Annotated in this window: 13 protein-coding genes and 1 pseudogene; 3 read left to right on the top strand and 11 right to left on the bottom strand. The window is 72.1% G+C overall.

Features of this window, described 5'->3' with window-relative positions; translation table 11 throughout:
- The 3 genes from OZN99_RS14960 to OZN99_RS14950 form a co-directional block, all read right to left on the bottom strand.
- A partial coding sequence (locus OZN99_RS14960) for a DUF4011 domain-containing protein (RefSeq protein ID WP_270936046.1) occupies positions 1–305 on the bottom strand: 305 nt, incomplete at its 3' end.
- 12 nt (positions 306–317) lie between these two features.
- Entirely contained in the window at positions 318–1,889 is a 1,572-nt protein-coding gene (locus OZN99_RS14955; protein WP_270936045.1) for a Na+/H+ antiporter, read from the bottom strand.
- Between the two features lie 97 nt (positions 1,890–1,986).
- Positions 1,987–3,213, bottom strand: a complete 1,227-nt coding sequence (locus OZN99_RS14950) for a calcium-binding protein (RefSeq protein WP_270936044.1) — start codon at positions 3,211–3,213, stop codon at positions 1,987–1,989.
- A gap of 197 nt (positions 3,214–3,410) precedes the next feature.
- Between OZN99_RS14950 and OZN99_RS14945 the strand changes: the two genes are divergently transcribed.
- The gene (locus OZN99_RS14945) at positions 3,411–4,454 is read left to right on the top strand and encodes a patatin-like phospholipase family protein (RefSeq protein WP_270936043.1); all 1,044 of its coding nucleotides are present in this window, start codon (positions 3,411–3,413) and stop codon (positions 4,452–4,454) included.
- A 2-nt stretch (positions 4,455–4,456) separates the two neighbouring features.
- Here the strand turns inward: OZN99_RS14945 and OZN99_RS14940 are convergent, their stop codons facing one another.
- From OZN99_RS14940 to OZN99_RS14915, 6 genes are all read right to left on the bottom strand, one after another.
- Positions 4,457–4,618 (bottom strand): hypothetical protein, encoded by a 162-nt coding sequence (locus OZN99_RS14940; RefSeq protein ID WP_270936041.1) that lies wholly within the window; start codon positions 4,616–4,618, stop codon positions 4,457–4,459.
- Positions 4,615–5,133: a DUF1003 domain-containing protein gene (locus OZN99_RS14935; RefSeq protein ID WP_270936040.1), complete on the bottom strand. Its 519-nt coding sequence runs from the start codon at positions 5,131–5,133 to the stop codon at positions 4,615–4,617. The genes OZN99_RS14940 and OZN99_RS14935 overlap by 4 nt, the downstream gene beginning before the upstream one ends.
- A gap of 127 nt (positions 5,134–5,260) precedes the next feature.
- Positions 5,261–6,013, bottom strand: a complete 753-nt coding sequence (locus OZN99_RS14930) for an SDR family NAD(P)-dependent oxidoreductase (protein WP_270936039.1) — start codon at positions 6,011–6,013, stop codon at positions 5,261–5,263.
- Positions 6,014–6,122: 109 nt separating this feature from the next.
- Positions 6,123–7,625: a tripartite tricarboxylate transporter permease gene (locus OZN99_RS14925; RefSeq protein ID WP_270936038.1), complete on the bottom strand. Its 1,503-nt coding sequence runs from the start codon at positions 7,623–7,625 to the stop codon at positions 6,123–6,125.
- Positions 7,626–7,647: 22 nt separating this feature from the next.
- Positions 7,648–8,244 carry a hypothetical protein gene (locus OZN99_RS14920; protein ID WP_270936037.1) on the bottom strand — a complete coding sequence of 199 codons (597 nt, stop codon included), beginning with the start codon at positions 8,242–8,244 and terminating at the stop codon, positions 7,648–7,650.
- A 222-nt stretch (positions 8,245–8,466) separates the two neighbouring features.
- On the bottom strand, positions 8,467–9,441 hold the full coding sequence (locus OZN99_RS14915) for a Bug family tripartite tricarboxylate transporter substrate binding protein (RefSeq protein WP_270936036.1): 975 nt from the start codon (positions 9,439–9,441) through the stop codon (positions 8,467–8,469).
- Between the two features lie 99 nt (positions 9,442–9,540).
- On the opposite strand from OZN99_RS14915, the gene OZN99_RS14910 reads away from it, so the two are divergent.
- On the top strand, positions 9,541–10,728 hold the full coding sequence (locus OZN99_RS14910; RefSeq protein ID WP_270936035.1) for a M20 metallopeptidase family protein: 1,188 nt from the start codon (positions 9,541–9,543) through the stop codon (positions 10,726–10,728).
- Positions 10,728–11,711, top strand: a complete 984-nt coding sequence (locus tag OZN99_RS14905; RefSeq protein ID WP_270936034.1) for a ketopantoate reductase family protein — start codon at positions 10,728–10,730, stop codon at positions 11,709–11,711. Before OZN99_RS14910 ends, OZN99_RS14905 begins: the two co-directional genes overlap by 1 nt.
- Here OZN99_RS14905 and OZN99_RS14900 read toward each other — a convergent pair.
- Positions 11,693–12,139 carry a hypothetical protein gene (locus OZN99_RS14900; RefSeq protein ID WP_270936033.1) on the bottom strand — a complete coding sequence of 149 codons (447 nt, stop codon included), beginning with the start codon at positions 12,137–12,139 and terminating at the stop codon, positions 11,693–11,695. The two genes, OZN99_RS14905 and OZN99_RS14900, sit on opposite strands and share 19 nt — an antisense overlap.
- A pseudogene (locus tag OZN99_RS14895) lies at positions 12,136–12,481 on the bottom strand (hypothetical protein); the annotation flags it as partial. The pseudogene OZN99_RS14895 and the gene OZN99_RS14900, both read right to left, overlap by 4 nt.

Genomic DNA, 12,481 nt, shown 5'->3' with positions numbered 1-12,481 from the left:
GCGCTCGCCGTCGCGACGCCCTCGGCCTTCTTCGCGCGCGTCGCGCGGCGCTTGCGCGGCTTCGCCCCGCCATCCGCCGGTGCCGCCTCGGCCGGCGCCGCCTCCGCGGGTGGGGCCTCGCCCGCCGCCTCGAAGCCGAAGGGCTTGCCGTCCTGCAGCTCGGCGAAGACGAAGTCGGCGTCCTCGTCCTCCAGGATCACCACGCCGCGGGAGCGGCCGGGCTTCGGCAGCGCCAGCAGCCGGTTGCGGGTGGAGAGGTCGAGCAGCCCGCGGCGGGCTTCCTCAAGACGTGCGGCGAGTGTCATGGCGTCACCCCCTCAGCTCGGCGCGGCGCCGAGGAGCCGCAGGATGCGCAACTCCTCCAGGTCGATCTCGGCTTCCAGCGCGGCCAGCAGCTCGTCCGTCAGCCCGTCGTCGCGATGATGGTCGAGCAGCGCCGCGCGGCCGGACCGCAGCGCCGCCAGCCTGATGCGCAGCCGTGCCTCCAGCTCCGCCTGGCCGCCGCCATCCGCGACGCCGTGGAAGACGCGCGCGATCTCCCGGTACTCGCCGACGATGTCGCGCGCCACGGCGCCTTCCAGGATATCCTCCGCCCGCCGCTCCACCTCCGCCAGCGTCGCGCGCGCCACGTGGCGCCGCGCCCGCGCTTCCTCCGGCGACATGCCGATGCGGCGGCGCTCCTCCACGCGGAAGCGGCGGATCACCCACTCCAGCGTGGTGCCCTGCAGCACCAGCGTGGCCAGGATGGCGCAGAAGGCCAGGAAGATGAGCAGGTCGCGCTCCGGGAAGCCGAGCGGCAGCGCGAGCGCCGCCGCGAGCGAGACCACGCCCCGCATCCCGGCCCAGGAGACGACGATGATCTCGCCCGTCGTCGGCATCGGGTCGGCGCGCCGCACCGACGGCAGCAGGCGCGGCAGCCAGGTGGCCGGGAACACCCAGAGGAAGCGCGAGACGATCAGCGCGAGCGAGACGGCGAGCGCGAGCCCCGTCAGCTCCAGCACGCCGCGGTCGCCGAGCCTGTCCAGGATGCCGCGCAGCTGCAGCCCGACCAGGATGAAGATCAGGCTGGTCAGCACGAATTCGATGAAGTTCCACACCGCGCGCGCGACCATGCGCGTCTCCGGCGAGATCGTCCGGTGCTGCAGCTGCCCCATCACCAGCCCCGTGGTCACCACCGCGATGACGCCGGAGAGGTGCAGCGCCTCGGCCAGCAGGAAGGACCCGAAGCAGGCGATGAAGCTCGTCGCGGTCTCCAGCAGCGGGTCGTCGAGCCGGCGATAGGACCAGTTCGCCGCCCAGCCGATCGCCCAGCCAACCGCGATGCCGCCGATGGCGACCAGCACGAAGCTGCCGGCCGCCTCGCCCAGCGCGACACCGCCCGCGGCGACCGCGGCGATGGCGAAGCGGTAGAGCACCAGCGCCGTCGCGTCGTTCACCAGGCTCTCGCCTTCCAGCACGGTGACGAGGCGCCGGGGGATCGGCAGGCGCTTGAGCACCGCCGCCGCGGCCACCGCGTCCGGCGGCGCGACGATGGCGCCGAGCGCGACCGCGGCGGCCCAGGGCAGGCCCGGCACCAGTGCCTTGGCGACCACCGCGACGACGGCGGCGGTGAACAGCACGCAGCCGACTGCCAGCAGCAGGATCGGGCGGAGGTTGGCGCGGAAGGCGCGCCAGTCTGTCCGCCAGGCGCTGGCCTGCAGCAGCGGCGGCACGAAGAAGGCCAGCGCCAGCTGCGGGTCGAGCGTGACGGTCGGCAGCCCCGGCACGAAGGCCAGCGCCATCCCGCCGACCACCAAGATCACCGCATAGGGCAGCTGCCAGCGGCGCGCGAGCAGCGCGAAGCCGATGCAGGCCGCGATCAGGGCCAGCACGGCCTCGACGATTGCCATGCGCGGAACATAGCCGCGCAGGCCGGGCCAGGGCGAGGGGACGCTGCGCGCCCCTCCTTGCGCCCCCCCGCCGGTCCGGCGGGGGGGCGCGGCCAGGTCAGGCGAACAGCAGGTTGTCGTAGGTGAGCAGCGGCTGCCCGAACAGGATCGCCACCAGCTCCGCCGCCTCGCCGCCGGCTCCGTCCATGTCGAGCCAGAGCCGGCCATTGGCGGTGGAATAGAGCAGCACGGGGTCCGTGCCGCCGGGCGCGGTCGGCGCGGCGCCGACGATGAAGCGGTCCGCCGCGATCGGGCCCAGGCCGACGAAGGCGATCTTGTCGAGCGCCGCGTCGAATTCATGCACGCGGTCGCCGCCATAGGCACCCGCCTCGTAGCGCAGCACGTCCGCCGCGCCGTCCGCCGCGCCAAGCCGGATCAGGTCGCTGCCCAGCCCGCCGGTGATGGTGTCCGCCCCTTGGGCACCCAGCAGCGTGTCATCGCCATCCTGGCCATAGATGTGGTCGTCGCCGCCATTGCCGGCGGCGTAGTCGTTGCCGCTTCCCATGAAGAACGAATCGGCCTCCTCGCCGCCGATCGCCCTGTCGTCGCCGGCGCCGCCATCCAGGTAGTTCTGGCCGGCACCGCCGATCAGCAGGTCGTTGCCGCCGAAGCCGAACAGGTCGTCGTTGCCGCCGCCGCCATTGAGCGTGTCGTCGAAGCCCACATCGCCGAAGCCGTCGCCGATCAGGTTGTCGCCATCCTCGCCGCCGACCAGCCAGTCCGCCCCGTCGCCGCCGAGCAGCACGTTCCGCCCGGCGTCGCCGAACAGCGAATCGTTGCCGGCCTGCCCGTCCAGCGTGTCGTCGCCCAGCCCGCCGCGCAGCAGGTCGTTGCCCAGCCCGCCGGCGATCGCATCGTGCCCGCCCCGCCCGTTCACCGTGTCGTTTCCGCTGCCGCAGAGCACGGCGTCGGAGAAGTTGCTGCCGAACAGCAGGCCGTCCGCGGTGTTCGCCGAATCCACGGTGAACGTCATCTTCTGCAGAAGGCGACCGCCATCCTCGGTGAACCCCAGCAGGCGGCCCACATAGGTGTCGAGCACCGCGTCATCCACGGCGTAGTTGTGGAACAGATAGAAGCTTGGCTGCGGGCCCATCCCCGCGAACGGGCGCACCACCTCGAAGGCGCCATCGCCCCAGGTCACGTTCAAGCGGATCATCGGCGTCGGCGGGCTGGTCATCGCGATCCCGCCCACCAGCCCGGCGGGCGGCAACCCGCCGGTGCCCGGCTGATAGGTGGCGTAGTGGAACCGGATATCCAGGCTCGGCGTGGCGGCCAAATCGGTCATGTCTGCTTTGTCCCCTGAACGGGCGCGCGCCCCGCGGGCGTCGCCCGGCTCCGCGCTGCGGAAGCCAAACAAAGGATGCGGCCGCGACGGCCTGCTCACATTGATATGCGTCAACAACGATATATCTGCTGCGCCTTGCGGTTGCGGCCCGCTACCGCGGGCCTGTAGCCTCACGCACCGACACGGGGAGGCAGGCGATGGCGGGCACGGTGCGCATCCTCTCGCTCGACGGCGGCGGCATACGCGGGCTGATCCCGGCGGTCGCGCTGGGGCGCATCGCGGCGGCGCTCGGCATCGAGGGCAGGCAGCTGGCGGAGCGCTTCCACCTGATCGCCGGCACCTCCACCGGCGGCATCATGGCGGCGGGACTCTGCGCGCCCGGGGCGCACCGGCACGGCCCGAAGGACCTGGCGGAGCTCTACACCGCGCAGGGCGCCGCCATCTTCCCGCCGGACGCCTGGAGCCGGCGCAACCCGCTTGCCGAATGCAAGTACGAAGCGGCGGCGCTGGAAGGCGTGCTGGCGGCGCGGCTGGGCGAGTTGCAGCTCAGCGAGGCGAAGCCCGAGTTGCTGGTCACCGCCTGGGACCTGGAACGGGCGCGGCCCAAGCTGTTCTGTTCCTGGCGGGCGCGCCACACCTCCTCGGAGGATTTCCGGCTGCGAGACGTCGCGCGCGCCACCTCGGCCGCGCCCACCTACTTCCCGCCCGCCATCATCCACGCGCTGGACGCGAACTACCCGGCCGAGCAGCGGCGGCATGCGCTGGTGGATGGCGGCGTCTTCGCCAACGACCCCGCCGCCGTCGCCCTGGCGGAAGCGCGGCGCATGTTCCCGAAGGCCGACCGCGCGCTCGTGCTCTCGCTCGGCACGGGCTCGCGGATCAACCGGATCGACGGCGACAAGGCCTGCGGCTTCGGCATGGCAGGCTGGCTGCCGGGCCTGATCGACGTCTTCATGGACGGCGCCTCCGCCCTGGTCGAGCACGAGCTGATGCTGCGCCAGGCGCGTGACGAGCTGGCCTATTTCCGGCTGCAGCTGGCGCTCGACCCGCCGCCGCCCGCCTACACCATGGACGACGTCGCCGCGCCGACGATCGCCGGGCTGCAGAAGCTGGGCGACCAGGTCTTCGCGCGCTTCGAGGCCTCCGGGGCGCTGAATGGGCTGCGGATGGAGCTGGCGAAGCCGCTGGCGAGCCCGGCCGCGCTCGGCTTCGACCCGGACGCGCCGGGACCGCGGCTGTAGCGCTACTTGCGGGTGAACAGCGCGACGGCGACCACCACGGCGGCCACGATCGCCACCGCGACCATGCCCTGCACCACGTCGAAATTCGCCGCGTCCGGCGCGACGAACAGCGCGGCGACCGCGCCGCCCGCGACCAGCAGGATGCGGACGATCCAGCCGATCATGCGCGGCCCTCCTCCAGCTTCTCGATGCGCGCCAGCGCGTGCTTCAGCATCTCCGTCATCTCGACCAGCTGCCGTTCGCGCATCAGGTCCAGCTTCTCGTGCAGCAGGGCGATCTCCGCCTCCGACCGCAGGTTCACCTGATAGTCCGCCACCGCGCGGTCGCGGTCCACATCCGCCTGACGGTTCTGGCTCATCATGATGATCGGCGCCGTGTAGGCGGCCTGGAACGACAGCATCAGGTTCAGCAGGATGAAGGGGTAGGGGTCCCAGGCGTTGGCGCCGAACACCGCATTGGCCGCGATCCAGCCCAGCAGCAGCGAGGATTGCACGGTGATGAAGCGCCAGGACCCGACGGTGGCCGCCACCGCATCGGCCAGGCGGTCGGGCAGGGGCGGCAGCTCGGGCTGTCCGCCGCGTCGGCGCTGCCTGGCGCGGGCAATGGTGCGCCGCAGATGCGTCGGGCGGCCGCTCGGGTCATGCGGCGGCGCGTGGTGGTGGGCGGCATGGCTGGTCATTCGGCGTTCCCTGGCGCAGTCCGATGCAGCCTAGCCCCACCGCGCCGCCGCCGCCTTGCCGGACAGCAAGTGCCGGCCGGGGCCACCAGCCCACCGGGCGCCCCACCGCGATGTCGTGGGGAAGCACTCAGTGGCTGTAGCGCCGCGTCCCGCCATCCACATGGATCACCTGGCCCGTGATGTAGCGGGCCCGCGGCGAGCACAGGAAGCACACCAGCACCGCCAGGTCCTCCGGCTCGCCGATGTAGCCGACCGGCACCTCCTTCTCGACCCAGGCGCGCCGCGCCTCCTCGGTCGGCAGGATGCGCGTGTCGATCTGCTCGGAATGGATGCGCCCGGGCGGGATGGAGTTCACGGTGATGCCGTCCCGCCCCAGCGCGCGCGACAGCGCCTTCGCCCAGATGTGCACGGCCCCGTTCGGCGCATTCGCCGCGTTGATCGCCAGCGGCTCGTCCTGGCCGGTGATGTTGACGATGCGCCCGAACTTCTGCGCGCGCATCGCCGGGATCAGCGCATGCGCCATGCGGCGGCCGGCGTGGAAGTTGATCTCCATGCTCTCCAGCCAGGCGGCCTCGGTGCCGAGGTCCTGCTGCGGGCGGCTCGCGCCGGCGTTGTTCACCAGGATGTCGCATCGCCCGAAGCGGCCCAGCACGGCATCGCGCGTGCGCTCCGCCGCGCCGGGGTCCGTCACGTCGTCCACCAGCACCAGCGGCTCGGCCGAAGCCGGCAGGCCTGCGGCCAGCTCCTCCAGCAGGGCCTTGCGGCGCGCCAGCAGCGCGACCTTGCAGCCTTCCTCCGCCAGCATCCGCGCGATGGTCCGGCCGAGCCCGACCGAGGCCCCCGTCACCAGCGCCACCTTGCCCTGAAGCTGCAGGTCCATCGCGTGTCCTCCCGTGCGGCGGCCGCAGCCTGCCCCCGGCGCCGGCCAAGCGAAAGGGGCCGCCCCTTGCGGAGCGGCCCCTGCCGAGGGTCCGGAATGCGGCCCGGCGCTACTCCGCCAGGGCCTCCTCCTTCTTCTTGCGGATGTTCGGCAGCAGCATCGTGATCAGCGCGATCGCGCCGATCGCCAGCAACGTGGCCGAGATCGGCCGCTCGACGAACACCATGACATCGCCGCGCGACAGCAGCATGGCGCGGCGCAGGTGCTCCTCCATCATCGGGCCGAGCACGAAACCGATCAGCATCGGCGCCGCCTCCAGCCGCAGCTTGCTGCAGAGGTAGCCGAACAGGCCGAAGAACAGCGTCTGGTAGACGTCGAAGACGTTGTTGTTCAGCGAATACACGCCGATCGAGCAGAAGATCAGGATCGAGGGGTAGAGGTAGCGGTAGGGCACCTGCAGCAGCTTCACCCACACGCCGATCATCGGCAGGTTGATGACCAGCAGCATCAGGTTGCCGACCCACATGGAGGCGATCAGGCCCCAGAACAGGTCGGGCTGCGCTTCCACCATGCGCGGCCCGGGCTGGATGCCCTGTATGATCAGCGCGCCGACCATCAGCGCCATCACCGCGTTGGCGGGGATGCCGAGCGTCAGCAGCGGGATGAAGCTGGTCTGGGCGGCGGCGTTGTTCGCGGCTTCCGGACCGGCGACGCCCTCGATGGCGCCGCTGCCGAACTCGTGGCGGCCCTTCGAGATGCGCCGCTCCATCATGTAGGCGCCGAAGGCCGCGAGCGAGGCGCCGCCGCCCGGCAGGATGCCGAGCACCGAGCCGAGCGCCGTGCCGCGCAGCACCGAAGGCGTGGCGCGCTTCAGTTCCTCCCGCGTCAGGAACAGGCTGCCCACCTTGGAGGACAGGATGCTCCGGCTTTCCGGCCGCTCGAGGTTCAGGATGATCTCGGCGATGCCGAACATGCCCATGGCGATCGAGACGAAGCCGATGCCGTCCGACAGTTCCGGGATGCCGAAGGTGAAGCGCTGCTGGCCGGTCTGGACGTCCGTGCCGACCAGGCCGAGCGAGACGCCCAGCACCACCATGCCGACCGCCTTGACCACCGAGCCCTGCGCGAGCACGGCGGAGATGATCAGGCCCAGCAGCATCAGCGAGAAGTAGTCGGCCGGCCCGAAGCTCAGCGCCACCTGGGTCAGCAGCGGGCCCGAGGCGGCGACGAGGATGGTGGAGACCGTGCCGGCGAAGAAGCTGCCGAGCGCCGCGGTGGCCAGCGCCGCCCCCGCCCGCCCGTTGCGGGCCATCTTGTAGCCTTCGAGCGTGGTGACGACCGATGACACCTCGCCCGGCAGGTTCAGCAGGATCGCCGTGGTCGAGCCGCCGTACTGCGCGCCGTAGTAGATGCCCGCGAGCATGATGATGGCGGTGGTCGCGGGCTGGCCGAAGGTGATCGGCAGCAGGAGCGAGATGGTGGCCACCGGGCCGATGCCCGGCAGCACGCCGATGGCCGTGCCGATGACGCAGCCCAGCAGCGCGAAGAGCAGGTTCTCGAAGCTCAGCGCGACGCTGAAGCCGTGCGCGAGGTTCGTGAGAAGGAGTTCCATGGTCGTGCTCCGGCTTCGCGCTCTACTGGGTCAGGAACACGGGCCAGAGCGGCACGCGGATGTCGAGTTCGCGGATGAAGACGAACCAACACAGGACGCAGAGGAAGACGATCATCCCCAGCACGCCCTTCACCCGGTGAGTGGGGTCGGCCAGCGAGGCGACGATCACGCAGCCGACGATGCTGACCATCAGGCCGAACTGCTCCAGCATGAGGCCAAACACGGCCATGCCCGCATGCACCAGCCCGAGCGGTCGCCATCCCGGTGCGACGGAGAAGGCGAGGCACCCGGCCAGGGCGCCGAAGCCCAGCGGATACCAGCCGGTGAAGCCCACCATCCCGGCCAGGTAGTAGCCGATGAAGAAGGCCACGACGCCCAGCGGCACCGCGTAGATCTCGAGCGGCGTCCACTTGTCGAGCGGATCCGGGCCGTTGAACAGGCCGGACAGCACGACGATCGCGCCGAGGCCCAGCAGGATCCAGAAGGACAGCATGGGCATGTAGCCCGGACCCATGCGCCGCGCCGTGCCCAGCGTGTGGTCCTGGTTCAGCCACAGCCCGACCACGGCGACGAGGACCAACAGCCCGCCCCCGATCAGGTCTTTCGTGTTGAGTTTCATCGGCCCCTCGTTCCCGCCGGGCTCACGCCCGGATACGCGTCCTTCCAAACACCCGAAAGGACCGCCTGCGCACCGCGCAGCCGGCCAGGGGCAGCCCGGCGATCTCCCGTCGCCGTGGCGCCCGCATCCTGAACCCTAAGCGCGGCGGCCGCGTTCACGCAATCGTGAGCCGCCCGGTTCCGCAGCGATTGTTCCGGCCCGCATCCGTCGCGCGACACCGGCTCAATCCACCGTGGCGCCGGAGGCGCGGACCACCGGCGCCCAGCGCGCGACCTCTTCGGCCACGAAGGCCGTGAACTCCTGCGGCGTCATGTCCCCGGGCGAGCCGCCGAGCTCGGCGAAGCGCGCCCGTGCCTCCGGCGTGCCCACCACCGCCATCGTCTCCCGGTGCAGGCGCTCGGTGATGGCGGGCGGCAGGCCGGCCGGGCCGGACAGCGCGAACCAGGACGTGCTGACCAGGTCGAAACCCTGCTCGCGGAAGGTCGGGACCTCGGGGAAGGAAGGATGGCGCTCCGCGCTGCTCATCGCGATGGCGCGCACGCTGCCCTGGCGGATGTGTCCGGCCGCCGAGGGCAGGCTGTCCGACATCATGGGTACCTGGCCGGCGATCACCGCTGTCATCGCCGGGCCCGCGCCACGGAACGGCACATGGGTGAACTCGATGCCGTTCATCTGCGAGAAGCGCACGATCAGCAGGTGGTTGGAGGAGCCCGAGCCGGAGGAGGCCATGTCGAGCCCGCCGCGCCGCTCCCGCGCCTGCGCCACCAGGTCGCGCAGGTTGCGGATGCCGCTGTCGCGATTCACCACCCAGACCGAGGGGTTGGTGATCACCATCGCGATGTGCGTGAAGGACCGCACGGGATCGTAGCGCAGGTTGCGGTAGAGCGAGGGGCTGATCGCGTGGCTGGCGATGTTGCTCATCACCAGCGTCTGGCCGTCCGGCGCGCTGTCCGCGACCAGCTGGCTGCCGGTGGTGGCGCCGGCGCCCGGCCGGTTCTCCACCACGACGGAGACGCCGAGGCGCTGTGAGAGACCCTCCGCCAGGAATCGCGCCGAGAGGTCGGTGCTGCCGCCGGGCGCGAACGGCACCACGATGCGGACCGGCCCGTTCGGCCAGGCCTGCGCGCGCACCTGCCCGGGCACCGCGGCCGCCGCGGCACCGAGCATCAGCAGACGACGCGGAAGTCCTCTCGACATGCGCTCTCCCGGACGTTGGTCGGGCGTATTGCACGTGGTTTCAGCCACCTGCAAGCCGGGCGCCTTGCCATGACCACTTCTTCACCCAAGGATGGCCGCATGATCGCCAGCGACATCCCCAACGACCCGGCCCGGCGCATCCGCCAGGCCGCGGAAGCCCTCGCGCCGCACCTCGTGGCGATCCGGCGCGACATCCATGCGCATCCCGAGCTCGCCTTCGAGGAGACACGCACCGCGGGCATCGTGGCCGCCGAGCTCGCGCGGCTGGCGATACCCCACCGCACGGGCATCGGCCGCACCGGCGTGCTGGGCGTGATCGAGGGCGGCCGCCCCGGCCCCACGCTGGCCATCCGCGCCGACATGGACGCCCTGCCGATCGCCGAGGAGACGGGTCTGCCCTTCGCCTCCACCGTGCCCGGGAAGATGCATGCCTGCGGGCACGACATCCACACCGCGACGCTGCTCGGCGTCGGCGCGGTGCTGAAGGAGCTGGCGCCGATGCTGGCCGGCCGCGTGCTGCTGGTCTTCCAACCCGCCGAGGAGGTGCTGGAGGGCGCGGCGGCGATGATCGCCGACGGCGCGGCGGAGGGTGTCGATCTCGCGCTCGGCTTCCACAACCAGCCGGACCTTCCGGTCGGCAGCTTCGGCTACGCGCGCGGCGCCTGCCTGGCCGCGGCGGACCGCTTCGACCTGGTGGTGCGCGGCAAGTCGGGCCATGCGGCGCATCCCTACGCCGCGGTCGATCCCATCGTCGCGGCCTCCGCCTTCGTCGCGCAGGTGCAGACCGTGGTCAGCCGGGAGATCAAGCCGATCCATCCGGCGGTCGTCACCATCGGCATGATCGAGGGCGGCGCGACCTACAACATCATCCCGGAGCGCGTGCGCCTGAAGGGCAGCGTGCGCACGCTGCATGCCGAGGCGCGCGACAGGGCCGAAGCGGCGATCCGCCGCTTGGCCACCGGGCTGGAAGCGACGATGCGCGTGCAATGCGCCATCGACTACCAGCGCAAGGTGCCGCCGCTGGTCAACGACGACCGCGTGCTGGAGCCGGCGCTCGCCGCGGTGCGCGCGCAGTTCGGCGAGGTGATCGAGGAAGGCGAGCCCAGCATGGGCAGCGAGGACTTCGCCGAGTTCGCCGCCCGTGCGCCGGCCTTCCAGCTGCGCATCGGCAGCGGCGCACCCGGCCGCGACGACCGGCTGCACAACGCCAACTACCAGCCCGACGAGCGCTGCATCGAGCTCGGCGTCCAGGCGCTGAGCCGCACGGCGCTGGAGATGCTGGCGTGATGCGCATTGCCGTGTATGGCGCCGGCGCCATCGGCGGCCACATCGCCGCCCGGCTCGCCAGGGGTGGCGCCGAGGTCTCCCTCGTCGTCCGCGGCGCGCATCTGGCGGCCATCCGCGCGAACGGGCTGACCGTGCATGCGCATGACGGCACGCACCACTCCCGCCCGCGTGCCAGCGACGATCCCGCCGAGCTCGGCCCGCAGGACGCGGTAATCGTGACGGTGAAGTCGCCCGCGCTGCCCTCCGTCGCCGCCGGCATCGCGCCGCTGCTGCGTGCCGACACGCCGGTGGCCTTCGTGATGAACGGCATCCCCTGGTGGTATTTCGACCGCCATGGCGGCCCGCATGACGGGCGGCGCCTGCCCGAAGCCGATCCTGGCGAGGCGCTGCGCCGCGCCATCGGCATCGACCGCACCATCGGCGGCGTCGTCTATTCCGCCACCGAGGTCACCGCGCCCGGCGTGGTCCACTCCGAGCACGCCAACAACCGCGTGATCCTCGGCGAGCCCGATGGCCGCGTCAGCGACCGCGCGCGCGCCATCGCCGCGGTGCTGGAGGCCGGCGGCATGCCGAGCCCGGTCTCGGCCGACATCCGCAGCGAGATCTGGTGCAAGCTGCTCGGCAACTTGGCGAACGGCCCGCTCTGCGTGCTGGCCGGCATGGGCGTGCGCGACACCCTCGCCGACCCGCTGCTGCGCGACGCCGCGCGCCGCAGCGCGGAGGAGGGCCGCGCTATCGCCCTCGCGCTCGGCCGCGACGTGTCGGAGGCGGTGGTGGACCGCGTCGCCGGGGCGAACATGGCGCACAAGCCCTCCATGCTGCAGGACCTCGAGCTCCGCCGGCCGATGGAGATCGACACGCTCTTCGCCCTGCCGCTGCAGCTGGCGCGCCTGGCCGGGGTGCCGACGCCGCAGCTCGACCTGCTGGTCGCGCTGGTGAAGCAGGCGGCGCGGGCGAGGGGGCTCTACCCGCCGATCGCGTAGGGGATGGGGCGCAGGTCGGGCGCCACCCAGTGGCGCCGCGCCTCCACCGAATGCAGCACGGCGTCCGACCAGTAGCGCGCCATCACCGGCTTCCCGCCGGCCAGCGGCCCCGCGAGCAGCGCATTGACGCGCGCATGCGCGGGCTGCCGCGCGTCGTCCCGCGCCAGCGCGTGGCGGATCGCGGCGAGGAAGAAGATGGTGATCGTCGCGTGGTAGCCGCGCGTGTCGCTGTTCGGCACGCCGTGGCTGTCGTTCAGCCGCCGGATCAGCCCTTCCAGCTCCGTGTCCGGCGCGATGTCCGGGCGCAGCAGGATCAGCCCCGCCGTCGCGGCCAGGTGGCCGGCATGGGTCCAGCGCACCTTCGGCAGCGTGGCCTCCACCAGCCCCTGCACATGCGCGCCCAGCGCCGCGTCGTCCGCGAAGGTCATGTGGCGTCCTTCGGCATGTCGGTCTGCCCGAGCACCCATCCCTCCCAGCGGCGGATCCAGGGATCCTCCGGCACGTGGTCCGGCCGCGCGCCGTCCAGCACGGCGATCATCGCCAGCAGCCCCAGCACGCAGTCCAGGCGGTCCTCGCCCGCCGCATCCGGGCCGAAGCCGTCGCGCGCGGCCTGTTCCAGCGCCGGGGAGGGCACGACGCCCAGCCGCGCCATCGCCGCCAGCAGCGGATCGGCCAGCGCGACGCGCGGCGCGACCGCGCGCTTGCTGCCGGGGATGCGCAGCGACAGCTGCCGCAGCGCCTCGGCCGGATAGACCTCCGCCAGCACCGCG

This window comes from Falsiroseomonas oryzae (assembly GCF_027856955.1).
Classification (GTDB): Bacteria; Pseudomonadota; Alphaproteobacteria; order Acetobacterales; family Acetobacteraceae; genus Falsiroseomonas; species Falsiroseomonas oryzae.
Note: the sequence above shows the minus strand (reverse complement) of the source record. Positions and strands in the feature narration are given on the sequence as shown.

Bases quoted from the DNA above. Each gene is read 5' to 3' on its own strand.
- OZN99_RS14955 (WP_270936045.1), bottom strand. From the start codon at position 1,889: ATGGCAATCGTCGAGGCCGTGCTGGCCCTGATCGCGGCCTGCATCGGC.
- OZN99_RS14950 (WP_270936044.1), bottom strand. From the start codon at position 3,213: ATGACCGATTTGGCCGCCACGCCGAGCCTGGATATCCGGTTCCACTAC.
- OZN99_RS14945 (WP_270936043.1), top strand. From the start codon at position 3,411: ATGGCGGGCACGGTGCGCATCCTCTCGCTCGACGGCGGCGGCATACGC.
- OZN99_RS14940 (WP_270936041.1), bottom strand. From the start codon at position 4,618: ATGATCGGCTGGATCGTCCGCATCCTGCTGGTCGCGGGCGGCGCGGTC.
- OZN99_RS14935 (WP_270936040.1), bottom strand. From the start codon at position 5,133: ATGACCAGCCATGCCGCCCACCACCACGCGCCGCCGCATGACCCGAGC.
- OZN99_RS14930 (WP_270936039.1), bottom strand. From the start codon at position 6,013: ATGGACCTGCAGCTTCAGGGCAAGGTGGCGCTGGTGACGGGGGCCTCG.
- OZN99_RS14925 (WP_270936038.1), bottom strand. From the start codon at position 7,625: ATGGAACTCCTTCTCACGAACCTCGCGCACGGCTTCAGCGTCGCGCTG.
- OZN99_RS14920 (WP_270936037.1), bottom strand. From the start codon at position 8,244: ATGAAACTCAACACGAAAGACCTGATCGGGGGCGGGCTGTTGGTCCTC.
- OZN99_RS14915 (WP_270936036.1), bottom strand. From the start codon at position 9,441: ATGTCGAGAGGACTTCCGCGTCGTCTGCTGATGCTCGGTGCCGCGGCG.
- OZN99_RS14910 (WP_270936035.1), top strand. From the start codon at position 9,541: ATGATCGCCAGCGACATCCCCAACGACCCGGCCCGGCGCATCCGCCAG.
- OZN99_RS14905 (WP_270936034.1), top strand. From the start codon at position 10,728: ATGCGCATTGCCGTGTATGGCGCCGGCGCCATCGGCGGCCACATCGCC.
- OZN99_RS14900 (WP_270936033.1), bottom strand. From the start codon at position 12,139: ATGACCTTCGCGGACGACGCGGCGCTGGGCGCGCATGTGCAGGGGCTG.